At 61.9% G+C, this 26506-nt stretch carries 17 protein-coding genes; 13 read left to right on the top strand and 4 right to left on the bottom strand.

Annotation, left to right across the window (positions count from 1 at the left end; genetic code table 11):
- The first annotated feature begins 16 nt into the window (after positions 1 to 16).
- Genes IEV38_RS12390 through IEV38_RS12355 form a run of 8 tightly spaced genes read left to right on the top strand, consistent with a single transcriptional unit; the run spans position 17 to position 10461 of the window.
- The gene (locus IEV38_RS12390) at positions 17 to 1150 is read left to right on the top strand and encodes an aromatic ring-hydroxylating oxygenase subunit alpha (protein ID WP_188396538.1); all 1134 of its coding nucleotides are present in this window, start codon (positions 17 to 19) and stop codon (positions 1148 to 1150) included.
- Positions 1147 to 1764, top strand: a complete 618-nt coding sequence (locus tag IEV38_RS12385; protein ID WP_188396537.1) for an LbetaH domain-containing protein — start codon at positions 1147 to 1149, stop codon at positions 1762 to 1764. Before IEV38_RS12390 ends, IEV38_RS12385 begins: the two co-directional genes overlap by 4 nt.
- 48 nt (positions 1765 to 1812) lie before the next feature.
- Complete coding sequence (locus IEV38_RS12380) at positions 1813 to 3084, top strand: hypothetical protein (RefSeq protein ID WP_188396536.1); 1272 nt, start codon at positions 1813 to 1815, stop codon at positions 3082 to 3084.
- 37 nt (positions 3085 to 3121) lie between these two features.
- Entirely contained in the window at positions 3122 to 3808 is a 687-nt protein-coding gene (locus IEV38_RS12375; protein WP_188396535.1) for an acylneuraminate cytidylyltransferase family protein, read from the top strand.
- Positions 3805 to 4671 (top strand): CatB-related O-acetyltransferase, encoded by an 867-nt coding sequence (locus IEV38_RS15445; protein ID WP_188396533.1) that lies wholly within the window; start codon positions 3805 to 3807, stop codon positions 4669 to 4671. Before IEV38_RS12375 ends, IEV38_RS15445 begins: the two co-directional genes overlap by 4 nt.
- 2 nt (positions 4672 to 4673) lie before the next feature.
- Positions 4674 to 5372, top strand: coding sequence for an inositol monophosphatase family protein (locus tag IEV38_RS12365; protein ID WP_229729035.1), 699 nt, complete (start codon positions 4674 to 4676; stop codon positions 5370 to 5372).
- Positions 5372 to 6928 carry an N-acetylneuraminate synthase family protein gene (locus IEV38_RS12360; protein ID WP_188397021.1) on the top strand — a complete coding sequence of 519 codons (1557 nt, stop codon included), beginning with the start codon at positions 5372 to 5374 and terminating at the stop codon, positions 6926 to 6928. Before IEV38_RS12365 ends, IEV38_RS12360 begins: the two co-directional genes overlap by 1 nt.
- A gap of 14 nt (positions 6929 to 6942) precedes the next feature.
- A complete protein-coding gene (locus IEV38_RS12355; RefSeq protein ID WP_229729034.1) occupies positions 6943 to 10461 on the top strand; it encodes a glycosyltransferase in 3519 nt (1172 codons plus the stop codon).
- Between the two features lie 56 nt (positions 10462 to 10517).
- Here the strand turns inward: IEV38_RS12355 and IEV38_RS12350 are convergent, their stop codons facing one another.
- The 4 genes from IEV38_RS12350 to IEV38_RS12335 all read right to left on the bottom strand — a co-directional run bounded on the left by IEV38_RS12350 (position 10518) and on the right by IEV38_RS12335 (position 15230).
- Positions 10518 to 12005 carry a DEAD/DEAH box helicase gene (locus IEV38_RS12350; RefSeq protein ID WP_188396530.1) on the bottom strand — a complete coding sequence of 496 codons (1488 nt, stop codon included), beginning with the start codon at positions 12003 to 12005 and terminating at the stop codon, positions 10518 to 10520.
- A gap of 264 nt (positions 12006 to 12269) precedes the next feature.
- Positions 12270 to 12554: a hypothetical protein gene (locus tag IEV38_RS12345; protein ID WP_188396528.1), complete on the bottom strand. Its 285-nt coding sequence runs from the start codon at positions 12552 to 12554 to the stop codon at positions 12270 to 12272.
- A gap of 194 nt (positions 12555 to 12748) precedes the next feature.
- Entirely contained in the window at positions 12749 to 12919 is a 171-nt protein-coding gene (locus IEV38_RS12340; protein WP_188396526.1) for a CsbD family protein, read from the bottom strand.
- A 172-nt stretch (positions 12920 to 13091) separates the two neighbouring features.
- Positions 13092 to 15230 (bottom strand): TonB-dependent receptor family protein, encoded by a 2139-nt coding sequence (locus IEV38_RS12335; RefSeq protein ID WP_229729033.1) that lies wholly within the window; start codon positions 15228 to 15230, stop codon positions 13092 to 13094.
- 238 nt (positions 15231 to 15468) lie between these two features.
- On the opposite strand from IEV38_RS12335, the gene IEV38_RS15400 reads away from it, so the two are divergent.
- The 5 genes from IEV38_RS15400 to glgB all read left to right on the top strand — a co-directional run bounded on the left by IEV38_RS15400 (position 15469) and on the right by glgB (position 26505).
- Positions 15469 to 15597 carry a hypothetical protein gene (locus IEV38_RS15400; protein WP_268234728.1) on the top strand — a complete coding sequence of 43 codons (129 nt, stop codon included), beginning with the start codon at positions 15469 to 15471 and terminating at the stop codon, positions 15595 to 15597.
- Between the two features lie 337 nt (positions 15598 to 15934).
- The gene (gene glgA / locus IEV38_RS12330; protein ID WP_188396525.1) at positions 15935 to 17476 is read left to right on the top strand and encodes a glycogen synthase GlgA; all 1542 of its coding nucleotides are present in this window, start codon (positions 15935 to 15937) and stop codon (positions 17474 to 17476) included.
- 166 nt (positions 17477 to 17642) lie between these two features.
- Positions 17643 to 20903, top strand: a complete 3261-nt coding sequence (locus tag IEV38_RS12325) for a maltotransferase domain-containing protein (protein ID WP_188396524.1) — start codon at positions 17643 to 17645, stop codon at positions 20901 to 20903.
- Positions 20904 to 20926: 23 nt separating this feature from the next.
- Positions 20927 to 24268 carry a maltose alpha-D-glucosyltransferase gene (treS, locus tag IEV38_RS12320; RefSeq protein WP_188396523.1) on the top strand — a complete coding sequence of 1114 codons (3342 nt, stop codon included), beginning with the start codon at positions 20927 to 20929 and terminating at the stop codon, positions 24266 to 24268.
- A 2-nt stretch (positions 24269 to 24270) separates the two neighbouring features.
- A complete protein-coding gene (gene glgB / locus IEV38_RS12315) occupies positions 24271 to 26505 on the top strand; it encodes a 1,4-alpha-glucan branching protein GlgB (protein WP_188396522.1) in 2235 nt (744 codons plus the stop codon).
- Position 26506: the final 1 nt, after the last annotated feature.

Here is a 26506-nt window from a genome sequence, read left to right as displayed (position 1 = left end):
TACATGATGGATGTCCATGTCACGTCACGCCCTGAATATCGAGCATTACACTAGCCCCGCCACACTGGAGCTGGAGCGGCAGAACCTGTTCGGCAAATTGTGGACATTCGTTGGCTTCGCCTCGATGGTGGCTGAGAAAAACCGCTTCTTTACCCGCAACGTGGCAGGGGTTCCGGTATTGGTGCAGCGTACCGATGCCGGCATTCGTGCCTTCGTGAATCAATGCCCGCATCGACTCTCGGCCATTCAATTGGACAGCCACGGCAAGCGTCCGATGGTCTGCCCCTATCACGCCTGGTCATTTGGCCCGGAGGGGGAATTGCATGGCTTGCCCAACCCCGGCCTGTATCAGTTCACCGCCGCCGAACGCGAACATATCTGTCTGAAAAAGCTGCATCTGCATGAATTGGGTACGCTGTTGTTCGTCAACCTGTCCGATACGCCGCTGCCGCTGGAGGAACAGTTCTCCCCGGAAATGCTGCGCGAGTTGGAACAGGTGTCGGCGCACCTTGATAGCCAGGTAATCTACAGCTGTCATCGTGCGCATTACAACTGGAAGCTCAACATGGAGAACGTCAAGGACTACAATCATGTCCCGTTCGTTCATCCGCGCAGCTTTTCCCCGGAAATGGCAACGCCAATTCGGGCCCTTGCCGGGGAGCCCGATACGCCTTCACAGGTCAAGCCGATGATCCGCGGGGAAACTCCCCTGCCATCTCTGGCATCACTCAGTTACGCGACGCGAGCAGCCCTCAAGCCACATCAAAGCTGGTTCCGGCCGCTGTGTGACCTGTACCGGGACGAGCACGTTTATTACAACTGGTTCCTTTACCCGAACGTCAACTTCTGCAGCGTGCGTGGCGAGCATTTTCTGTTGCAGCAGTACGATCCAGTAGCACCGGGGATCACCGACTACCATCTGTGGATGATGACGGCACGGCGCAAGGATGCGCGCACCGATTTCGTGCCCTTGCTGTCGGCGTTGATTCGGGCAGAGCGCAGCGTGATTGCCGAGGACACCGTGATACTCGAGCGCTTGCAAGAGAACATGGGGAGCCACTCGCCCCGCTTCACTCATGGGGAATACGAGATGCCATTGGTGCACCAGCATATGTGGTACCGCTCGCAGGTGCTGGGGGATGCGGCATGAAACGGCCACTTATCGTCGGGCAGGGCCTTGTCTTTGAGCGAGCGATGCTGACTGCCAAGGATGCCGGCATGGATTTCCTGCATGTCGAGTTGGTCACAAGCGATGGCTTCAATTTTGACCTTGATGAAATTTTCCAGAATTACCCTTGCACCGATTTTGATGTGTTCGTCGCCCTGGATGAACGAGCAGTCAATCAGACCCGACATAAATTGATTGCGGATGTGCGACTTGCCGGCTATGCATTGCTGAATATTGTCTCGCCATACGCAATCGTTGCTTCCGACATCAAGTTGCTGGGTAATGTGCATGTTGGCGCCGGCTGCAATCTGGGACTTGGCTGTCGCTTGGGAACAGGTACTTGGCTGGACCCGCAGGTTCTCATTAGCGCAAATACAAAAGTCGGGAGCTGCGCGACCTTACAGGCGGGTGCGCAATTAGGAGTTGGTGTCGAAATTGGAAGAGGCACTACGCTCGGCCCGGCCAGCATTATCCCGAATCATGCAAGGATCGGACGTCACTGTGAATGGCTACTGCCTGGGACTCTTCCAGCAGCCCTTCCTGACTACTCTTTCCATGACTCACTGATGCCCGAAGGCGCCAGGATTCTGAACTGATTCAAATTTTTCGAGTAACAACCTATTTCAATTGGAGTGTATTCACCAATGGCAATCGTTACAGGCTCCATCGAGCGCGCACGGCTCAAGTACCCAGACCTGGATACATCAAACCTACGCGTCATCGGATGGGGGGCTGGACAGCATTTTCGTGATTATTACCCTCTGCTTGGCCAGAGCCTCAAACTCGAATATACAATCTGTCCCAACCCGGAAAACCAGGGGAAGCATCTGTATGGAGTAGAGGTAAAACCCCCGGATTCTTTACTGAAGGAATCCCCAGAGAATGTACTGATAGTCATATTCTCCAATCACCACTCTGAGGTCATCCATCAAATCGTTGACCAATACAGCGATTTTCGCGCCGTAGTGGCAATGGACTTCAATTACGACAACGCTACTGTTATCCGTGAATACCAATCCGTGGCGGAGATGGTCCCTCGAATGTCATTTCAACGGAAACTCGGCCACACTCCCAAATTCGGTATTTTTGTTCAAGGATTGGCATTTCCATGTACTCCTGCCGTTCTGGCCTGGAACCGGTTGCGTTTCCCCGATGCCTATCAATGCATGACGACCTGGGATCATTTGCCTGACGAATTACTTGATCGCTGCCGCCCCTGGTTGGATGAGTTGATTCTAGTTCCGCAGCCCGAGCATCGAGGGCCGAAGGATCATCGCAACTATGTATTTCGCTCGGCACGCATCAGTCTGGAACATCTTGCCGAGAAAAATATAGAATTTGCCATACGCTGTCGTAGCGACAACTTTTTGACGGGATCCATTCAATCCGTCGTCGACAAGTTCTTTGTGAAAGGAAGAAATAAGGGGAAAATAGCTCTCTCTCTGAGAGGGGCTTGGCAATACATTCCTTTTCATTTTAGCGAAAAGGCCATGGTCGCCAGAACCAAGGACATGCTGGATCTGTGGTCTGTCCCTGAGGACCCTAGGCACCGTATCGAAGTGGATACTCCACGTCTGACCCAGTCGGGTAAAAACCATTTCCAGGAACTCCGCCATCATGCAGGTGAGTGTTACCTGTGGTCGCACTATGCTCATCAGCTCGGCTTCCCTGCTGATACGCTGCAAGATTCCTATCGATTTGCCCAGTCGCGCTTGCTTGCATTGGAGCCACAGATGGGGTGGTACTCTTTGCGCGATGTTCCGTTATTCAATGTTCAGCGTGACACAAGCTATGGATGGTCATCGCAAAACTGGAACAGGCTATTTTCTGATGGCGAGGATGCATTATCGCGAGCCTCCGAAATTAGCAGTATGGATGTGAGCATTGATGATTTCTGGCAACGTAAGGTCGGGTGACACGCTTAGATTACATTTTAAAAAAAATCAAAGTCACATGAGAACCATTGCCATCATCCCCACAAAAGGTAACTCCAGACGTGTTCCGGAAAAGAATTTTCGTCTCTTTGAGGGAGGAATGTCTTTGCTGGAAATCAAGGTTCGACAGTGTCTTGCATCAAACGTGTTTGATGCAGTCTACGTTTCAAGCGACTCTGAAAAAGGCCGCCTTATCGCGGAAAAATTCGGTGCCAACTTCCTGCATCGCCCTACCCGCCTATGCTTGGATGAGACGCCATGGAGTGAGGTTCTAACCGGCGTTTTGCAGCAACTTCCCGAAGATGATGAGACGCTGGTGGCATGGTGCCCGCCCACATCTCCGTTGTTCAGTCGTTATGATGAGGCAGTGCAGCAACTTTCCGATCAGAGTGAACATGATTCGCTGATGACCGTAACCCGGTTCCAGCACTATTTTCTCGGGCCCGACATGCTGCCATTGAATTTTCAATTTGGGGTATGGGCAAGCTTTTCGCAGAAGCTGCGACCGCTGTACCAGATGAATTGTGCATTGTGGTTGGCCAGCAAGAAGTCGATGCTGATCAATCGGTTTCAAACAGGTGACAATCCGTATTTCATGGAAACTTCGATGATCGAAGGTACCGATATCGATACCATGGAGGAGTTCGAATTGGCACAGTTGCTGTATACCGCACGAAACTCCCCCGTTGCGAAAAAAGGCATATGAAGCCCGCAGTAATCGCATCTTCGAAATTGCCATTTCCGCTGACTGTTGCGGTTACTCCGGCTTGGCTTGAAAAGCTGCGAGAGGTGGGCATCTCCACCGATAGCTCGATAGAAAACCATGATGGAAATGGCGGTTGGCTTTCCAAGCTTAGTGAATATACCTTTGGTCGCCGAATCGTAGTTGAGGGTCCCTGTGCATTCCATGGGGGGCTGTATGGTCCCAACCCATGGACTGCGGAGGGGGGCTTCTGCACGATGGGGGCTGCATCCTATTCACATTCGTCGTTACCGGAGGGCTTGAGCGTTGGGCGTTATTGTTCTATCGGCAAAGGCCTGCGCTTCCTCGACTTTGCTCACCCGACTGATTGGGTGTCTACCTCAGTTGCATTCTTCCAGCCAAGTGGGGTCAAGGCAACCACAAGCATTCATTCACTCATCGAGAGGGAGCTTGCGGCCAACGCTGCACCATCTCGCCGTGTGTTCGATCCCCGTTTGGGAAAAACATATCCAACAATAGGTCATGACGTGTGGATTGGTGAAAATGTAGTGTTAAGTATGGGCATTTCAGTGGGAACCGGGGCAATACTTGCTTCCAATGCAGTGGTTACTCGCGATGTACCACCATACACAATCGTCGCAGGAGTGCCTGCCAAGGTACAGCGCATGCGCTTCAGTGAAAAGGTGATACAGCGCTTGTTGAAGAGTCATTGGTGGGAATATTCATTCGCTGATTTGCAAGCGATGAACATGCAGGCCCCAATCGAATTTTTGGGCCAGTTGGAGGCCACCATTGCCAACCATGAAATTGACGTATGGCAGCCTCGCACCCTGACTTTCCCTGATGATCTGATTGGAAAAGATTGAAAATGAGAACCCACATTCTCGCCATGTTTGCCAAGATCGAGAACATGCTGGCTTCAATACTGGCATTACGTGACCAGTTCGAACAAAAAGAAGACGAAAGCCCGGTCAGTAAAGGCGACTTGCTGGTGCAGGAGCTTGTTCTTGGTTATCTTCAGCAAAATTTGCCGGGATTCTTATTACTCTCCGAAGAATTGGCCCCGTTTAATGCGGATATGCTTGATCCGTTGGGTAGTTATGTAATTCTTGATCCGATAGACGGAACCGAGAACTTCGTTTCCGGGTTGAAGGAATGGGGAGTGGGAGTATCCATTTTCCAAAAAGGGCAGCATTTGGCTTCCGGCATCTATCTGCCTGAATTGAATGACCGGCTTGTAACCGGTGATTCATTGCGGACCTTTCGTTCACGCATCATGGGGTTGTCGTCTTCCTTGAGCAAGGATGATCTGGCACGCCAGCCGGGTGGTTATGAATATCGGGTAATAGGCTGCTCCATGTACAACATGCTGGCTGCCGTACGCGGTAGTTTCTCTCGTTTCGAAAACATTCGGGGTGCCAACGCCTGGGATGTTTTGCCGGGCCTGAATCTGGCACTTGAACACGGATGCTCTGCACAAGTGGACGGACAGCCTTACCGTGGCCAGTTGCTTTTACCTGTGCGTAAATACCATGTCTGTCTCTCACGTCACGGGAAGATCTCTTGATGAACTGGAAAAAAGCTCTGGCCGACTCTTTGCATGACAAGCAAGAGCAGGACATCGTTATCCTCGGCAAGGGACCCAGTGCCGACTTGATGGACCTGTCAGTGCTGGATGATTTCATTGTCATTAATGTCAACGATTCGGAGATCATCCATGCGGGTGACGTAGCGGTTTTCCACCATGGTTGGGTGCTGGATTCGCTTGAGCAGTATGGACCACAGTGCCGGCTATACGTGACTGATCGTCTCATTGCCAAGGCTCGGGCCAGCATCCATGCCGAGTATGTGCCATATACGCCACATACTGCCGACTTTCTGTTGGATCGTTTCTTTTCCGAAGATTTCCACATAGAGCATGCAATCGTCATTAGTGCACTCAAGCTTGCTGATCAGATCGGTCGGCAGGCTGGCCGACGCAAAAAAGTGTTTTTGGTTGGTTTCGACTTCACTACCCGTCACGGTTGGTCGCAACACATCACCAATATTTCACGGCGTGAAGAGCCAGAACTGCTAGAACATGCTGTCAGAGCCCAGGAAGAGCTTCTTGAGCACATTCTTCAGGAACGAGAACGACTAGCAGTGGATGTAATCCACGTTGGCGAGAAGTCTTACAGCTTTTATTCCGTTGAGGCTTTCAACCATCTGCTGCGCGAAAAGGTGACAGGAAGCAAACAATCGATTTTGCAGTCGGACGAGGATCAAAAATATAAAGTACAGATCGTCGCCGAATTGACCACTAATCACTTCGGCGACATGGAACGACTTGAGTCAATGATCCTTGCGGCTAAGCATGCCGGCGCAAATTGCATCAAGTTGCAAAAGCGCGATGTTGAAACTTTTTATTCTGCGGAGGAGTTGGAAAAGCCATACGCCTCACCTTTCGGAAAGACTTTTCGCGATTACAGACTGGGACTGGAGCTCACCAAAGAGCAATTTCAATGGGTAGATTCTTTCTGCAAACGCATAGGAATACGTTGGTTCGCATCAGTTCTGGATTATCAATCATTCAGGTACATGCTGGATTTGGGAGCCGACATGATCAAGCTGCCGTCAACCATATCCGAGCATCGTCATTTTTTGGACGCGGTTAGTCGCGAATTCTCCGGTGATCTTGTGATTTCAACCGGATATACAGACGAGTCCTATGAAGCATACATCCTGAGCCAGTTTTCAAAGGCCCGGCGCATCTATCTTCTGCAGTGCACGTCAACTTATCCATCGCGTAGAGAAGACACCCAAATCGGTGTGGTTCGCCACTATTACAATGCTAGCCGGCGCGACTCCCGCATAATTCCAGGATTTTCCAGTCATGATATAGGCAGCTTGTGTTCGCAAATGGCTGTGGCTGCAGGCGCACAAATGATTGAAAAGCATGTCAAATATGGGACAGTATCATGGGCGCACTTTGACGAAGTAGCTATGGATTTGGTTAATGATGATTTCGCCAATTTCGTCAAGGATATTCGCCTTGCCGAGCGAATCGTTGGAGATGAGCAGAAACGCATAAAGCCAAGCGAACATCATAAATATCGTGTTGCAGCAAGAGGCTTGAGTTCATGACCTGCATGCCGTTGGTGAGCATTGTCATCCCAGCGTACAAGTTCCGCTATCTGGAACAGGCGTTGGACAGCGCGCTCGCACAGACCTATCCGAACCTGGAACTGGTCATCAGCGATGACAGCCCGGATGATCGGATAGCCACTCTGGTGGAGAGCAAGCAGGCAGCCACTTCCACGCCGATCCGCTACGCCAGAAACGAGAGTCCGTTGCGCGAGCGCCGGAATACGATTCGTGCCATCAGCCTGGCCCAAGGCAAATACGTCAAGTTTCTGCATGACGATGACGTGCTGGAACCAAGTTGCGTTGCTGCCTTGGTCGCTGCGATGGAAGGCAATATCAACGTGCGCCTGGCCTCTGCCCGGCGGCAGCGGATTGATGAAGATGGGCAGGCATTGCCGGATATCCTGGCGACCTGTTCCCCGTTCAGCGGGGATGTACTCGTCAACGGCCCCGAGCTGGTGTCGCTGCTCGCCGACTACACGCTCAACTTCATTGGTGAGCCCAGTTGTGTATTGTGTCGGCGAGATGACCTGCTCGCTATTGGCGAGCAATTGATGTTCCTCAACGGGAAGCCGATTTCATGGGTTGGGGACTTGGCCATATATGTGAAGTTACTGCAACTCGGGGACTTGGCTTTTCTTTCCGATCGTCTTACCCGTTTTCGGGTATCACGCGAACAGTTCAGCCAAGCCGGCCGCGACAAGCCGGGCATTGGCGAAAAAGGACATGCTGATTTCTGTCAGGCGATCCGCGATCTCGGCTGGTACCGCACGAGCGGCGACAACCGGTTGGTCCAGGTCGCGCCGATCACGCGGCTCAAGGCGCGCCTGTTCAAGCCGGTGGACCTGCTGGCCGCGCTGCATCGCGCGTCCGGCCTCGGCAGCGTGCCGCTGTTCAGCTGGCTAGGCGCACGCTATCCGATTCCGGCCCAGCAACAACTGATCGAGCAGCGGCTTGCCGCCTTGAATGGCGGACCGCGCATTGCCGTAGCGGTGCTCGACCGCAGCGGCGCAGCGGAGGCGATCACACGTACGCTAGACAACCTGGAGCAGGTCAATCTCTATCGCAACGTGGAAGCATGGGTATGCTCGCCGTCCGCGCTGCCAGCGCTCGAAGGACGTGCGAAGATCGTTCGCCTCAACGCGGACCATGCGTGCGCGGAGACCGTCAACCGCATCGTTGCCGAAACGGCGGCGGACTGGGTATTGCTGGCGCAGGCCGGCAGCGAGTTCCTGCCGAGCGGCCTGCTGATGGCGGCGCTCGATCTGCCCACCCTGCCCGATACCTGTCACGCCGCATATGCGGACGAACTGGCCCGCCATCGCGACGATGAACTCGGCGTGCTGCTGCGGCCGGACATGAATCTCGACCTGCTGTTGAGTTCCCCGGCCGGGATGTCGGCGCACTGGCTGTTCCGCCGCGCGACGCTGCACGAACAGGGCGGCTTCGCGGCCGACTGCGGACAGGCCTTCGAACTCGACTGGCAGTTGCGCCTGATCGAACAGTTCGGGCTGGGCAGCGTCGCGCACATCGCCGAACCGCTGTTGACGGCGAGCCCGGCAGAGGCAGCCGGCGAACCGCAACATTCCGAACACCGACAGGCCGTCATCCAGCGTCACCTGCAGCGGCGCGGCTACGAACATGCGGTCGTCGGCAGTCACCTGTCCGGCTGCCACCAGATCGACTACGGCCATGACGTAGAGCCCGCGGTCAGCATCCTGATCGCGGTGCGCGACCGGCTGCCGCAAATCCAGCGTTGCCTGGAGACGCTGCTGGAAAACACCGGTCACGCCAACTACGAAGTGCTGCTGCTCGATCACGGCAATCAGGAGTCTTCCATCCGCAACTGGCTCGATGGCATCGCGGCGCTCAACAGCGAACAGCTGCGCGTGCTGCGCTTCGATGCGAACCGCTCACGCTCCGGCATCCGCAACGAGGCGGCACAGCAGGCGCGCGGCGATTTCCTGCTGTGGCTGGAAGACGGCGCCGGCGTACTGCACAAAGACTGGCTGCAGCAGCTTCTCAATCATGCGCTGCGGCCCGAGGTCGGCGCGGTCGGCGCCAAGCTGCTATCGGCCGACGGCAAGATCCGCCATGCCGGACTGCTGCTCGGCCTCCACGGCCCGATAGGCCGCGCCTTCGAGGGCCTGGCGCACGACGACCACGGCTACATGCATCGCCTGCAGCTGGACCAGAACTACGCGGCACTCAGCGGCGAATGCCTGATGCTGCGGCGCGAACTGTTCCTGCAGGCCGGCGGTTTCGACGAAGACGCGCTGCTGGCGCGCTGGGCCGACGCCGACCTGTGCCTGAAGCTGCAGCAGGCCGGTTATCTGAACGTCTGGACGCCGCGCGCCACGCTGCTGATGGACATGCCGCTCGACACCGCCGCCGGCACGGCAGAGGAAGACGCGATGTACGCGCGCTGGCTGCCCGTGCTGGCGCGCGATCCGTCCTATCATCCGGGCTTCTCGCTGCAGGAGGAACAGGCATTCCGGCTGGCCGAACCGCAACTGGCGTGGCGGCCGCTGCAGAGCTGGCATCCGCTGCCGACCGTGCTCGCGCATCATGCCGACGTGTATGGCTGCGGCCATTACCGCGTCATCCAGCCGGCGCTGGCAATGGGCGAAGCCGGCCTGATCGACGTCGCCATCACCGCCAACCTGCTGCTGCCGGCCGCGCTCGAACGTCATGCGCCCGATGCCATCGTGCTGCAACGGCAAACCGCGCCGGAACGCATCGAGGCCATGCGCCGGATCAAGGCCTTCTCGCAAGCGTTCAAGGTCTATGAGCTCGACGATTACCTGCCCAACCTGCCGATGAAGAACAGGTACCGGCAGGACATGTCGCGTGACGTTCTCAAGCTGCTGCGTCAGGGTCTGGCAACGGTGGACCGCTTCGTGGTCTCGACCGAAGCGTTGAAGGAAGCCTTCGCCGGCCTGCATCCGGACATCCGCGTGATCGAGAACCACCTGCCCGTAAACTGGTGGGGCGACCTGCAGAGCCGCCGCCGCACGTCCGCCAAGCCGCGCGTCGGCTGGGCCGGCAGCGCCAGCCATGGCGGCGACCTGGAGATGATCGCCGACGTGGTGCGGGAACTGGCAAACGAGGTTGACTGGGTGTTCTTCGGCATGTGCCCGCCCAAACTGCGGCCCTATGTCCATGAATACCATGCGGGCGTGCCGATCGCGCAGTACCCGCAGAAACTTGCCAGCCTCGACCTCGATCTCGCGCTGGCGCCGGTGGAAGACAATCTCTTCAACCAGTGCAAGAGCAATCTGCGCCTGCTCGAATACGGCGCCTGCGGCTTCCCCGTCGTCTGCAGCGACGTGCGCTGCTACCACGACGCCAGCCTGCCGGCGACGCGCGTGAAGAATCGCTTCCACGACTGGGTGGAGGCGATCCGCATGCATCTTGCCGATCTCGATGCGACGGCGCGTATGGGGGACGACTTACGGCGCGTGGTCAGGCAGGACTGGATGCTGGAAGGCGAGCACCTGATCGCCTGGCGCAAGGCCTGGCTGCCGGACTGACGAAAATGAAAAGGGCGCCGACGGCGCCCTTTCTTCATGGATTGCGCAGACGAAGATCAGCGCTTCGGCGTGCCGCCCAGCAGGGCCGCGACCTTGGTCTTCTGCGGCTTGATGGACGACTTGCCATCGGCCGGCGTTTCCTGCGCAGCAGGCGATTGCGACGGTTCGTAAGGCTGGGTGAAGAAAGGGTCAACCGCCTGCTTGCGCGGCGCTGCATACGGGCTGCGCGCGCCCGGCGTGTAGCTGTGACCGGCATGCGCATCGCGCGCACTGCCGTTGCGCTCGCTGCGGCCGCGGCCTTCGTCGCGGCGACCGCGATCCGACGAGAAACGCTCGCGCGAACCGCGCACCACCATGCCCTGCAGCTCGGCCGGCACGAACTTCTGCTTGGTCAGCTTTTCGATGTCCTGCAGCAGGCGCGCATCCTTCTCGGCATAGAACGAGATCGCATCGCCCTTGGCGCCGGCGCGGCCGGTGCGGCCGATGCGGTGCACGTAGTCCTCGGCGTTGTACGGCAGGTCGTAGTTGATGACGCACGGCAGTTCGGCGATGTCGAGGCCGCGCGCGGCGACGTCGGTCGCGACCAGCACTTCCACCTCGCCGTTCTTGAACTGTTCGAGCGCCTGCATGCGCTCGCCCTGCGACTTGTCGCCATGGATCGCGGATGCCTTGACGCCTTCGCTGATCAGCTGGCGCGCCACGCGCGAAGCGCCGATCTTGGTGTTGGAGAAGACGATGACCTGCTTCAGGCCACGCTCGCGGATGATGTGCGAGACCGCATCGCTCTTGGCGTTTTCCTCGACCTTGTAGATGATCTGCGTGACGTTCTCGTTGGTGGCGTTGCTGCGCGCGACTTCGATGGTGACCGGGTTCTTGAGGAAGCTGCCGGCGAGTTTCTTGATCTCCGGCGAAAAGGTGGCCGAGAACATCAGGTTCTGACGCTGCTTGGGCAGCAGGTTGATGATGCGCTGCAGGTCCGGCAGGAAGCCCATGTCAAGCATGCGGTCGGCTTCGTCCATGACCAGCATCTGCACTTGGCCGAGGTTGATGTTTTTCTGTTCCACGTGGTCCAGCAGGCGGCCTGGCGTGGCGATGACGATTTCAACGCCACCTTTCAGGATCACAGTCTGCGGCTTCATGTCCATGCCGCCAAACACCACCGTCGAACGCAGCGGCGTATGCTGGGCATAGGCCTTCACGTTCTCGGCCACCTGGTCGGCCAGCTCGCGCGTGGGCGTCAGGATCAGCGCGCGCACCGGATGGCGCGCCGGCGACATGCTGGTGTTGGCGTGCGCCAGCAGCAACTGGATGATGGGCAGCGAAAAGCCGGCCGTCTTGCCGGTGCCGGTCTGCGCCGCACCCATCACGTCGCGTCCCTTGAGGACGACGGGAATCGCCTCGGCCTGGATCGGCGTCGGGTGCACGTAACCCTGGTCGCCGAGCGCCCGCAGGATCTGCGGCGCCAGGCCGAAATCCTCGAAGCGGATGGCGGCAGGCGCAGCCTCGGACGCGGTGGAGGGAGTGGCAGTCTGGATATCGGACATGTTTGCTGGCAGGTCGGGATACGGCCATGGAAGCACGCGCATGTGTCGGCTTCATGACGAATCCCGCAAAACCTGACTCTTTCGACAATGGTGAATGAGCTGGAAAATCGGACGGATGCGACGAGGCGGATGTGCGGACGGCCGCCGCATGGGAGGGGAGATTTCTCGGCCGCGCTGTCACACAAAACTACGCACTCGACAGAACAGCCGACATTATACGCCGGACGCCAATATCACGTGAAATATCAATGGCTTGGCGGAATTTCAATGACGCGCCAGAAACTCCAGCGCGGATGGCGTGGCGGACCGCAGGTGACGGCTTTCGGCATCGATGATGGACTTGGCGATGCGCAGCGTCTTGCGGCGCGCGTCGTCCGGGTGCGGCTCGGGGCGGCTGATGGTGCCCGTGAACGGTTCCGAGCCGTCGTCCTTCCAGAAACCGAAGCGGCCGCGCCAGCCGCGCGTGGCGACGCCCGGCGCGTGCTCTCTGGTCTCCCTGACCACGGTGACGACAACCTTGAATCCGTTGTATTCGATGGGCGCGGACACTGCCTGACTCCTCTGCTGGTGAAGCCGCACAGGGCGGCCGATGAACGAGAAGGGCGCAGTGTAAAACCGGCTGGCTGCCTTGGAAAGGCAGGCGTTTCTATCGATTGATAAACCACATTTATCATCGGCAACAACGATGCAGCAAACACAAAAAAGGCCCTCCGATGGAGGGCCTTCTGCCGTCATGGAACAGCTTATTTCTTCATCTGTTCCTTGGCATTGCCAAAGGACTTCTGCGCCTTGCCTTCGGCCTGGCGGGCAGCGCCCTTGACTTGCTGCTCCTTGCTGCCGGTGATCTTGCCGGCTTCGCGCTGCACCTTGCCGGCCGCGTCCTTGATGGAACCTTTGACTTGATCCTTGTTCATGTCGCTTCTCCTTTCAGAATGCGGGCATCGTCGATGCCGGCGGCCGCGTCTCGAATGATCGCGATGCGGCCTTTACGCTCGTCCACTATCGCCGCGCAGGCGTCATGCATCGGTGCGCTAGCCCACATTCCATGCGAATCCGCGCGGTTCGGCACGATTCCGGGGCAGCGTCTCAGAACGCCGTGCGCAGGCCGACGAACAGCCGCCGTCCCGGCGCCGGTTCGTAGAAGCGCCCGTTGCCGTCGTTGACGATGACCGAGCCCGCGTATGCGCGGTCGAAGACGTTGTCGATGCGACCGAACAGCATCATCTTCGCCGGCCCGGCATCGAAGCGGTAGCCACCGCGCAGGTTGACGACCGCATAGCCGGGCGCCGCCTCGCTGTTGACGTCGTTGACCCAGGTCCGGCTGCTGGCGCTCATCTCGAGCGCGCTCGACAGCTTCTCGTTCCAGCGGTATTGCAGCTCGCCGTACAGGCTGTGTTCGGCCGCGCCCGGCAGGCGGTTGCCGGCCGCCACCGTGCCGCCGGCATTGCCGAAGGCGCGGCGGAACTGTGCGTCGAGCCAGGTATAGGAAAGCTGCGACGACCAGCGCGCATCCCACTCGGCGCGCCATGCCGCTTCCACGCCGCGCCGGCGCACGCCATCGACGTTCTGGAAGATCGAGCGGCCGCCCACGGTCTGCTGCGGCACGATCTCGTTCTTGCTGCGCGACTGGAACAGCGCCAGGTCGAGCGCATGCCGCTCGCCCTTGATGCGCGCGCCGATCTCGCCCTGCACGCTGGTCGAAGCTTCCAGGTCGAGGTTGGGTCCGGTGCCGCCGGCGCGGTAGGCGGCCTCGGCCAGCGTCGGCGTCTCGAAGCCCTTGCCGACGTTGGCGTACAGGTTCACGCGCTCGCTCACGTTCCACAGCAGGCCGGCGACCGGGCTGGTGGCGCGGTATTTGACGCGGCCGCTGTCGTCGGGATTGCCGGGCGCGATGAAGTCGTCATCGACTTCCAGCCGCACCTCGCTGCTGCGCACGCCGCCGATCAGGCGCCACTGTGGCGCGAAGGTCCAGTCAACCTGCGCATAGAGATCGCGGTTGCGCGCGCGGCCGCGCTCGTCGCGGCGCAGCGTGGTCGGCGTGCCGAAGGCATTGTCAAAACCCTGGCGCCGCTCGCTCTGGGTATCGAAGTCGGCGCCCAGCGTCCATTGCAGCGGCAAGCCGTTGACCGTCTGCCGGTGCGTCCAGCTCGCGCCGGCGCCGCCGTAGCCGCGGTCGAGATCGATCACGCCACCGGCCGAGGTCGGCCCGCCGGCGAAGCCCAGCGTCTGGAACACCTGCCGCTCGCCGCCATAGATGCGCGCGTTCAGCGTGTCCTGCGCACCGAGCCGATGCTCGACCACCACGCCGAGTTGCGACTGGCTGATGGTCTTGCGCGTATCGAAGGTCAGCGCATTCGGCGCCACGCCGCGCGGGTCGTTCATGAAGGCCGCACGCGTCAGGCCCAGCGGGTCCTGCGACAGCGGCTGGTCGAAGCTGCTGAAGATGCCGGTGATGGTGGTGTCGGCGGACGGCCGCGCCACCACCTTGCCGTTGACGGTGGTGCGGCGCGCCGCGCTGTGGTCGCGGTAGCCGTCGGTCGCATACTGCGAGACGTCGAGCACCGCGCCCAGCGTCTCGCTGCCGCCACCCAGCGAAAACCCGTACTGACGCTGACCATCGGAACCGGCGCCCAGCGACAGCTCGCCCTGCGGCTGCAACGGCGGGTCCTTGCTGAACACCTGCACCACGCCGCCGGCGGCATTGCCGTAGAGCTGCGCCAGCGGACCGCGCAGCACCTCGATGCGGCTGGCCGAGGCGAGGCTGGCGGTGGCCGCCTGCCCCTGCCCGTCGGGCATGGTGGCCGGGATGCCGTCGATCAGGATGCGCACGCCGCGCACGCCGAAGGTCGAGCGCGTGCCGAAGCCGCGCACCGAAATCTGCAGGTCCTGCGCGTAGTTCTGGCGCTCGCGCACCTGCAGCCCCGGCACGCCCGACAGCAGTTCCGACATGTTCACCAGCGGCGACTGCTGCGCGAACGGGTCAACCTGCACCACATCGACCGCGGCCGGCGCATCGAAGCGTTCCTGCTCGGCGCGGCTGGCGCTGACCACCACCTCCTGCAACTGCTGCTCGGACTGTTGCGCGTGCGCCTCGAAGGCGAAAGCAGCCAGCACCGCGCCGCCGAGCGCGCTGCGCGACAGCACGGCCATCGCGGAAACGGAAGGAAAAACAGAGGGAAAATCGGCGGAACGGCAGGCACGCGCATCGCGGAGAAAGGGCTTCATCGGCAGCTTCCGGCAGGGTTCGGGGTGCCAATGTGACAGGGCCGCGCGCGCTTAAGTTCGGCAGGAAGAGACAACAAGGGGAACACGCGCTCTGTTAATGCGCGTACAGACAGCAGGCGCGCGCATTGCGACGCAATACTGCGGCGGACCACCGGCGACAACCTGCAGAGACTGACGGCGCTGGCCGACACGCACGGCCCGTGGAATCCTGTTCTTCGGCGACTTCCGGCCCCGCTTCGTGATCGGTCCGCACGGCATGGCGCTGCCGTCGTTCGGCGCGTTCACCGGCGGCTTTTCCATCTCGCCGCAGGCAGGAGAGCGCATCTTCGTGGCAGCGGAAGATGCAGTATGGCAAGTGCCGCTCTGAGCGGCGCACCGCATTGGCACCCCGACGCACTAGCTGCGTGCAAATCCCGGGCACAGGCCTTGCTATCTTCCTACTTGGATGCCAATGCGCAATGACCCGGCAACATGTATTCCAGTAATAACCGCATGAGGAAATATCATGTTGCGCAAGCGACTTCTCGCAGGCAATGTGCTATCACTAAGTAAAGCCTCTCCAAATGTTACGTCGGTAACGTTTTCTTACAAATAGTCGAGGCGGTGTCTGATTCGATATTTCGTCAGGATTCGGTAAGGTACTCAGCAACCAAACGACCGCATGCAGCACGCCAAAAGCCGCCGCATTTACCTAGGAGAAGTAAATGTCACAACCACGTGTTCTTCTCGTCACCTCCGAAGCCGTTCCCCTTGTCAAGACCGGCGGCCTGGCCGACGTCATCGGCGCGCTGGCCGCGAGCCTGTCGGCGCTGCGGGTGGATGCCACCATCATGATGCCCGGCTATCCGGCCGCCATCGCCGGTGCCACCAAGCTGACGAAAATCGCCGACCTGCCGGGCCTGCCCGGCGGCGACGCCGAGCTGCTGCAAGGCAGCATGCCGGATTCCGGCGTGAAGCTGCTGCTGGTACGTTCGCCGCTGTTCGACAGCCGTACCGCCAATCCCTACGTGGATCGCAACGGCCAGGAACTCGACGACAACGCGATTGCCTTCGCCTCGCTCGCGCATGCGGCGGTACGCGTGTGCGCCGGCAAGACGCCGTATCCGGTACCGCACGTGGTGCAGGCCAACGACTGGCACGCGGGCCTGATCCCGGCGCTGCTGAAACGGGAGAACATCACCAACGTCGGCAGCGTGCTGACCATCCACAACCTCGCCTTCCAGGGTAATTTCCCGCTCGACAAGGCTGAACAGATCGGCATCCCGGCCGACATGATCACGGCCGACGGCATGGAATTCTGGGGCAAGATGAGTTACCTGAAAGCCGGCATCGCCTGGTCTGACGCGATCACCACCGTCAGCAAGACCTACGCGCAGGAAATCCTCGGCGAACTCGGCTATGGCATGCAGGACATCCTGAATCGCCGCAAGCACATGCTGAGCGCGATTCCCAACGGCGTCGACCTCGACACCTGGAACCCGGCCACCGACCGCCGCATCAAGCGCAACTTCAACCTCGACAACATGGGTGGCAAGGCTGCCTGCAAGCGCGAGCTGCAGCGCCTGTTCAACCTGCCGGTACAGCAGTTCACGCCGCTGCTGGCGGTGGGCAGCCGCATCACGCACCAGAAGATGGCCGACGTGATCCTCGACGCGCTGCCGCAACTGCTCGAACAGCATCCGCATCTGCAGATTGCCATCCACGGCTGCGGCGAACCGCAGTACGAGGAGCGCTTCCTGCAATTCGCCGCCGCGCATCCGGATCGCGTCGGCGTGCACATCGGCTACGACGAGCAGCGCGCGCATGCGCTGCACGCAGGCGCCGACATCCTGCTGCATCCGACCCGCTTCGAGCCGTTCGGCCTGACGCCGATCTATGCCATGCTGTACGGCACGATCCCGGTCGCATCCGGCGTCGGCGGCCTGTGCGACACCGTCATCGATGCCGGCGAAGGTGCCGACATCGCGGCCGGTGCCAACGGCATCCTGTTCACCGGCGAAGCGCCGGCCGATCTCGAACACGCCGTGGCACGCGCGCTGGCGCTGTACGCCAGGCCAACCGCCTGGCAGGCCATGCAGCGCAACGCGATGGCCGGCGACTACTCGTGGAACGGTCCGGCCGCGGCCTATGTGCGTCTCTATGCGCAGATCGCGCCGGCGAGTGCGCGGGTGCTGTTTCGAGACCTGCTCAAGCCCCGCACTACCACCCCGCTGGTGAATCCGTCGCTGCTGCAGATGACGGCATGAGGGGAACGCATGGCGTTTCCACCGCATGCCTTGCCGTACCGGGTGATTGTTGGAGACGGGTCAGCCCGTCTCTTTTCGTTCGGCCGGCTCCATTCCGGATCGACGGCGCCGCATCCCGCTGCGGTCGCCCCGACTGCGGTCACTCCAATCGTCACGTGTCCTGACCATGCCTAGCCACACCGCCGCGCGCGCCCGTGCGCCGCGCCTCTATTGCATTGCCGCCGCCTCCCTCGCCCGTGCCGACGGCTGGCCGCACCTTCTCGCGCACGTCGCCGGCCTCGGCTTCGATTCGCTGCTGCTGACCGATTGCGCCGCCATTGTGCTGCCGGTCGCGGGCACCGACTGCGACGACACCGTTGGCCGCCTCGCCAAGGCCTGCCGGGATGCCGGCCTGCGCCTGCTGTTCGACCTCGAACTCGACCGCCTGCCGCGCACCCATCCGTTGCATGCGCAACAGGCGGCGCAGTTCTATTCCACCGCGCACGATCCGCAGGAGCTGCCCGATCCGCGCTTTCAGCACGCACCCGACAGGTCCGACCATGCGCTGCTGCGGCTCGACGCCGCCGGCCTCGAGCTTGCGCACCGCTACTGGAAACAGCAGCTCGCGCAATGGCTGGAAGCAGGCGTGGCCGGCTTTCGCTGCCTCTCGCTGGCACGTGTCGCGCCATGGCTATGGCAAACCCTGATTGCCGATACGCGTGCGGTCCATCCGCAGAGCGTGTTTCTCGCATGGACACCCGGCGTGCCCGGCGATCGTCTTCACGACCTGCGCGACTGCGGCTTCGACGGCGCGTTCGCCTCGGACGCTTGGTGGGACTGCCGCGCCGGCTGGTACGTCGAGGAACACCAGCGGCTGGCGGCGATTGCACCGGTGCTCGTCGCTCCGGAAGACCCGGCCGGTCCGCGCCTGCTGCATCGCCTGCATCTGGACGACGCAGCAAGCGCCCGGCGTGCCTATCGCCGCGCGCTGTTGAGCGCGGCCGCCACCGGCGACGGCATCCTGCTGTGCGCCGGCTTCGAACACGCCAGCGGTACCGTGCTGACCGAGCTGCCTCGCGATCTGCAATGGATGCAGCAGCCATACTGCGACCTCTCGCAGGAAGTCCGCGCAGTCAATCGCGAACTTGCCGCTCGCAAGATGCCGCATGGCATGCTGCAGCTCGCCTCCGCGCCGCATGCCGATCTCGCCCTGCTGTTGCGGGCCGAACCCGGCGCGCGCGAAGCGGAACTGATCGTCATCAATGCCGATCTGCATCATCCGCATGCGCTGACGGCGCCGCTGCTGCGCGAGTGCACCAGCGGCTGGGCCTGCGCCGACGAACCCGTCCCTACGCTGGCTGCGGGTGAGGTGCAGACACTGCGTCTGCATACGCTGCGGCCGATCCTGCTGCCGGCCGGCGGCAAGGCAGCCGCCACGCGCGCCGCCAGGAATCCGCGCATTGCCATCGAACAGGTCACACCGGTCGTCGACGACGGCCGCTTTCCGGCCAAGCGCATCGCCGGCAGCCTGATCGAGGTCGAGGCCGACATCTTCAGCGACGGCCACGACAAGCTGGCAGCCGCCGTGCTGTGGCGCGCCGCCGACGACAAGCAATGGCGGCGCGTGCCCATGCAGCACACCGTCAACGACCGCTGGCACGCGGTGCTGCCGCTGCAGCGCATCGGCCGCCATCTGTTCGCGGTCGAGGCATGGCGCGACGACTTTGCCAGCTATCGCGACGAACTCGACAAGAAGGTGCGCGCCGGGCTCGACGTGTCGCTCGAACTGCAGGAAGGCCGGCTGCTGGTCGAGAAGACACTTGCCAACCAGGAAGAAGAAGGCAGGCAGACCGCCGCGCTGAAAAAATTGCTCAAGCAGCTGCCAAAGGCGGCGAAGAAAAAGAACATGGCCGACGAGGATCGCGTCGCCGCGATCGCGCTGCTGCTGTCCGAGGACACCGCGCAGCTGATGCGCGACGCCGATCTGCGCGCATTCATCGCCCGCAGCGACGAGTACCGCATCGACGTCGAACGCCGCGCCGCCGAATTCTCGAGCTGGTACGAACTGTTTCCGCGCTCGCAGAGCGGCGACGTCAACCGCCACGGCACCTTCGACGACGTCATCGCGCGCATTCCGGCGGTGCGCGACATGGGCTTCGACACGCTCTACTTTCCGCCCATCCATCCGATCGGCAGCAAGAACAAGAAGGGCAAGAACAATACGCTGACGCCGACACCCGACGATCCGGGCAGTCCGTACGCGATCGGTTCGGCCGACGGCGGCCACGATGCCGTGCATCCGCAGCTCGGCACGCTGGCCGATTTCCGTCGCATGCAGGAAGTCGCGCATGCGCATGGACTCGAGATCGCGCTCGACTTCGCGATCCAGTGCTCGCCCGACCACCCGTGGCTGGCCGAGCATCCCGAATGGTTCGCGTGGCGGCCCGACGGCTCGATCCGCTACGCGGAAAACCCGCCGAAGAAATACGAGGACATCGTCAACGTCGATTTCTATGCGGCGGATGCGGTGCCGGACCTGTGGCTCGCGCTGCGCGACGTGGTGCTGATGTGGGTGCGCGAAGGCGTGCGCGTGTTCCGTGTCGATAATCCGCACACCAAGCCGCTGCCGTTCTGGGAATGGATGATCGGCGACGTGCGCGCGCGCCATCCGGACGTGATCTTCCTGTCGGAAGCCTTCACGCGGCCCAAGCCGATGTACCGGCTCGCCAAGGTCGGCTTTTCGCAGTCGTACACGTATTTCACGTGGCGCCATAACAAGCAGGAATTCATCGATTACCTGACCGAACTGACGCAGGGTCCGCCGCGCGACTTCTTCCGCCCGCACTTCTTCGTCAACACGCCGGACATCAATCCCTTCTTCCTGCAGCGCTCGGGCCGCCCGGGCTTCCTGATCCGCGCCGCGCTGGCCGCCACGCTGTCGGGCCTGTGGGGCGTCTACAGCGGTTTCGAACTGTGCGAGGCGCAGGCTGTCACAGGAAAGGAGGAATATCTGGATTCGGAGAAATACGAGATCCGCGCCTGGGACTGGCAGCGGCCCGGCAACATCGTGCACGAGGTCGGCCAGCTCAACCGCATCCGCAGCGGCAATCCGGCGCTGCACACGCATCTGAACGTGCGTTTCCACGATGCATCCGACGAACACATCCTGTATTTCTCCAAGTCGGTGCGCGGCGCGGCGGCCGACCGCTTCGGCGACAACACGCTGCTGGTGGCGATCAATCTCGATCCGTTCGCCGCGCACGAAGCGACGATCGACCTGCCGCTGTGGCGCTTCGGCCTGCACGACGATGCCGAAGTACAGGTGGAGGAACTGATGAGCGAAAGCCGGTTTGCCTGGCGCGGCAGGCAGCAGCGGATTCACCTCGATCCGCAGCAATTGCCGTTTGCCATCTGGCGCGTGCGCCCAGCCGGCCAGGCAATCGCTTGAACAAAAGGAGATGAAGGCAGCCCATGACCAATCCGTTGACCGCGCAGATTGCAGAACACGACATCGCCAAGCCCTCGGCCAGCTTCAGCGAGGACCCGCTGTGGTACAAGGATGCGGTCATCTATCAGCTGCACGTCAAATCCTTCTTTGACGCCAACAACGACGGCGTCGGCGATTTCGCCGGCCTGATCGAAAAGCTCGACTACATCGCCACGCTCGGCGTCAACACGATCTGGCTGCTGCCCTTCTATCCGTCGCCGCGCCGCGACGACGGCTACGACATCGCGGCCTATATCGGCGTGCATCCCGACTACGGCACCATGGACGATGCGCGCCGCTTCATCGAGGAGGCGCATGCGCGCGGCCTGCGCGTGATCACCGAGCTGGTCGTCAACCACACGTCGGACCAGCATCCTTGGTTCCAGCGCGCGCGCAATGCGCCCAAGGGCTCGCCCGAGCGCGACTTCTACGTCTGGTCCGATTCGGACGAAGGCTATGCCGGCACGCGCATCATCTTCCTCGATACCGAGAAATCGAACTGGACCTGGGACCCGGTCGCCGAACAGTATTTCTGGCACCGCTTCTATTCGCACCAGCCCGACCTCAATTTCGACAATCCGGCGGTGCTCGATGCCGTGCTCGAAGTCATGGGCTACTGGCTCGATCTCGGCGTCGATGGCCTGCGGCTGGATGCCGTGCCCTACCTGATCGAACGCGACGGAACCAGCAACGAAAACCTGCCGGAGACGCACGCGATCCTGAAGAAGATCCGCGCCCGGCTCGATGCCGATTTCCCCGACCGCATGCTGCTGGCCGAAGCCAACATGTGGCCGGAGGACGTGCAGCAATACTTCGGCGACGAGGACGAATGCCACATGGCCTTCCACTTCCCGCTGATGCCGCGCATGTACATGGCGCTGGCGCAGGAAGACCGCTTTCCGATCACCGACATCCTGCGCCAGACACCCGACATTCCGCCGAGCTGCCAGTGGGCGATCTTCCTGCGCAACCACGACGAACTGACGCTCGAGATGGTGACCGAGCGCGAGCGCGACTACCTGTGGAACCACTATGCGTCGGACAAGCGCGCACGCATCAACCTCGGCATCCGCCGTCGCCTGGCGCCGCTGCTCGAACGCGACCGCCGCCGCGTCGAACTGCTCAACAGCTTCCTGCTCTCCATGCCCGGCACACCCGTCATCTATTACGGCGACGAAATCGGCATGGGCGACAACATCCACCTCGGCGACCGCGACGGCGTGCGCACGCCGATGCAATGGACGCCGGACCGCAACGGCGGCTTTTCGCGAGCCAATCCGGCCAGCCTGGTGCTGCCGGCGATCCAGGACCCGCTGTACGGCTACCAGGCGATCAACGTCGAGGCGCAGCACGAAGACCCGTATTCGCCGCTGAACTGGATGCGCCGCCTGCTGCAGGTGCGCAGCAAGCACCACGCCTTCGGCCGCGGCAGCCTCAAGCTCATCTATCCCGACAACCGCCGCATCCTCGCCTATCTGCGCGAGTACACGGATGCCGAAGGCAACAGCGAGACCATCCTATGCGTGGCCAACGTCTCGCATGCCTCGCAGGCGGTCGAGATCGACCTCTCGCAGTTCGCCGGCCGCATCCCGGTCGAGATGCTGGGCGGCGTCGCCTTCCCGCCGATCGGTCAACTGACCTACCTGCTGACGCTGCCGCCGTTCGGCTTTTACTGGTTCATGCTGGTGACCGAAACCAGCATGCCGGCCTGGTACGTGCAGCCGTCGGCGCCGCTGCCCGACTACCAGACGCTGGTGCTGCCCAACGGCGCGCCCGACCTGCTGCGCGGCGCCGCGCGCGAGACGCTCGAGAAAGTCACGCTGCCGCAATACCTGCAACTGCGCCGCTGGTACGCCGGCAAGCAGCAGAAGCTGGACTCGGTGCAGATCGCGCTCGCCACCTCGTTCCCGCTCAAACCCGGCATGCTGCCGATGATGCTGACCGAACTCGTGACCACCGACACCGGCGGCGAAGAGCGCTACTTCCTGCCGCTCGGCGTGCTGGCCGAGGAAGAAGGCGGCTCCAGCCTGCCGCAGCAACTGGCACTGGCGCGCGTCCGGCGCGAACGCCATGTCGGCATGCTGACCGATGCCTTCGCGCTCGACAATTTCGCCAAACGCGTGTTCGAACTGATCGCCGAGGAAGCCAGTATCGAGACCGCCGACGGCATCATCCGCTGCAGCAAGACCGATGCGCTGGCCGACATCGAACTGCCGGAAGACGCCGATATCCGCCGCATGACCGTCGAGCAGTCGAACAGCTCGCTGACCATCGCCGATACCGTGGTCGTCAAGGTGATCCGCCACCTGACGGCCGGCATCCATCCCGAACTCGAGGTCGGCCGCGTGCTGACCGCGCGCGGCTACCGCAACGCGCCGATGATGCTGGGCGACATGACGCGCATCGCTGCCGACGGCACGCCGCACACGCTGATCGTGCTGCAGCGCTTCATCCACAGCCAGGGCGACGCCTGGCGCTGGACGCTCGACACGCTGGCACGCGCCGCGCAGCAGTCGGACGACACCGGTACCGATGCGCCGGCCATGGCCGACATGGCCGATCCCATCCTCGACCTGCTGCACTTCGCCGACAAGCTCGGCACGCGGCTGGCCGAACTGCATGCGGTGCTGGCGCAGCCGTCGGACGATCCGGCCTTTGCACCCGAACGTGCGAGCGAGGCCGACTGCGCGCATCTGGCGGAACAGGTCAAGGCACAGCTCGACAAGGCGTTTTCCGTGCTGCAGCACAACGACAGCGACAACAGCGAGATTCGCGAGATGGCGGCGCGCCTGCAACTGCAGAAAGGCGGGCTCGAGGCGCTGATCGACCGTCTGGCAGCCGGCGCGGTCGGCGCGCTGCGCACACGCATCCACGGCGACCTGCATCTGGGTCAGGTGCTGGTGGCGTCCGGCGACGTCTATCTGGTCGACTTCGAGGGCGAACCGGCGCGCACGCTGGAAGAACGGCGCGAAAAGAACAGCCCGTGGCGCGACGTCGCCGGCCTGATCCGCTCCTACGACTACGCCGCCTACTTCTCCGCCAACAGCGGACCGTCCGATCTCAGCGAACAGGCGATCGCGCATCGCCAGCGGCTGCTCGAACGCTATGTGCCCGAATCACGCGAGGCCTTCCTGCGCGCCTATCGCGCACTGGCGCCCGACAGCACGGCAGCCGATGCCCTGCTCGACCTCTTCACGCTCGAGAAGGCCACCTATGAAATCTGCTACGAAGCCGCCAACCGCCCGGCATGGCTGGTGGTGCCGCTGCGCGGCCTGAACGCGCTGGCGGCACGGCTGCTGACACCCGCACAACAACAAAAAGGCTGACGATGTCCGAAGTATCCGTTTCATCCGCAAGTTCGCTCCCGGCGCAGCAGGATGCCCTGCTGAAGGGTCGGCTCGGCGATCCGTTCGCCTTTCTCGGCCCGCATGCCGACGGCCGCCACACCGTGGTGCGCACCTTCCAGCCTGGCGCACGCGCAGTCCACGCGCGCTGCGGCAAGGAATCGGTCGAACTGGCGCAGCACGAACACAGCGGCCTGTTCATTGGCCATCTGCCTATAGGCCATCTGCCGGCGAAACAGGCGGCCAGTGGCTACACGCTGGACATCGCGTGGCCCGGCGCCGACGGCGACACCGTGCAGGAAACCGAGGACCCCTATGCCTTCGGCCTGCTGTTGGGCGAACTCGACCTGCACCTGATCGCCGAAGGCCGGCACCGCGAACTCGGCCGCTGCCTCGGTGCGATCCCGATGAACATCGACGGCGTCGAAGGGACGCGCTTCGCGGTCTGGGCGCCCAATGCGCGGCGCGTCTCGGTGGTCGGCGACTTCAACGGCTGGGACGGCCGCCGCCATCCGATGCGCCTGCGTCAGCAGGCCGGCGTGTGGGAACTGTTCATCCCGCGCCTGGGCGCCGGCGAGCGCTACAAGTACGAACTGCTGGACCTCGACGGCCGCCTGCTGCCGCTGAAGGCCGACCCGGTGGCGCGCGCCACCGAACTGCCGCCGGCGACCGGCTCGGTGGTGGCCCCTGCCACGCCGTTCCGCTGGAGCGACGAAACGTGGATGAAGACGCGCAACGAACTGCGCCCGTGCGCCGCGCCGATGGCCGTCTATGAAGTCCATGCCGGCTCGTGGCTGCGCGTGCTCGAGGACGGCAACCGCAATCTCGACTGGCACGAACTCGGCGACCGCCTGATTCCGTATGCGCTCGGCATGGGTTTCACGCACCTGGAATTCCTGCCGATCATGGAGCATCCGTTCGCCGGCTCGTGGGGCTACCAGCCGCTGTCGCAGTTCGCGCCGAGCGCGCGCTTCGGCACGCCGGCCGCCTTCGCCAGCTTCGTCGACCGCTGCCACAACGCCGGGCTCGGCGTCATCCTCGACTGGGTGCCCGCGCACTTCCCGTCGGATGCGCACGGCCTCGCCCAGTTCGACGGCACGCATCTCTACGAACACGCCGATCCCCGCGAAGGCTTCCACCAGGACTGGAACACGCTGATCTACAACTTCGGCCGCAACGAGGTGCGCGGCTTCCTGATCGCTTCCGCGCTCGAATGGCTCGAACATTTCCACGTCGACGGCCTGCGCGTCGATGCGGTGGCTTCCATGCTCTATCGCGACTACAGCCGCAAGGAAGGCGAGTGGGTGCCCAACATCCACGGCGGACGCGAGAACCTCGAAGCCGTCGCCTTCCTCAAGGAACTCAACGAAGCGGTGGCCGAGCGCTGCCCGGGCGCACTGGTGATCGCGGAAGAGTCAACGGCCTGGCCCGGCGTGACCGGCGCCGTCAAGGACAACGGCCTCGGCTTTGCATACAAGTGGAACATGGGCTGGATGCACGACACGTTGCGCTACATGGCGCACGACCCGGTGCACCGCCGCCATCACCACAACGACATGACCTTCGGCATGGTCTATGCGTATTCCGAACACTTCGTGCTGCCGATCTCACACGACGAAGTGGTGCACGGCAAGGGCTCGCTGCTCGGCAAAATGCCGGGCGACGACTGGCAGAAGCTCGCCAACCTGCGCGCCTACCTCGGCTTCATGTGGACGCATCCGGGCAAGAAACTGCTGTTCATGGGTTGCGAGTTCGGCCAGCTCGGCGAGTGGAACCACGACGCCTCGCCCGAATGGCATCTGCTCGACGATCCGCGCCATCGCGGCATCCAGCGCCTGGTGCGCGACCTCAACCATTTCTACGTGGCCGAACCGGCGCTGCACGAAAGCGACTGCCAGCCGTCCGGCTTCCGCTGGGTGGTCGGCGACGACAGCGCGAACAGCGTGTTCGCCTTCGTGCGCATGAGTCCCAACGCGCCCGACGTGCTGGCCGTCTGCAACATGACGCCGGTGCCGCGCCACGACTACCGCATCGGCGTGGCCGAAGGCGGCACCTGGGAAGAAGCCCTCAACACCGACGCCGCGGCCTATGGCGGCAGCAACCTCGGCAATGCCGGCCAGGTCAGCGCCGACCCCGTGCCGGCGCACGGCCAGGCGCAGTCGCTGGCCCTGACGCTGCCGCCGCTGTCGACCGTCATTTTCATCAGGAAGCAGGGATAGC

The organism is Oxalicibacterium flavum, from assembly GCF_014635065.1.
GTDB classification, from domain to species: domain Bacteria; phylum Pseudomonadota; class Gammaproteobacteria; order Burkholderiales; family Burkholderiaceae_D; genus Oxalicibacterium; species Oxalicibacterium flavum.
Note: the sequence above shows the minus strand (reverse complement) of the source record. Positions and strands in the feature narration are given on the sequence as shown.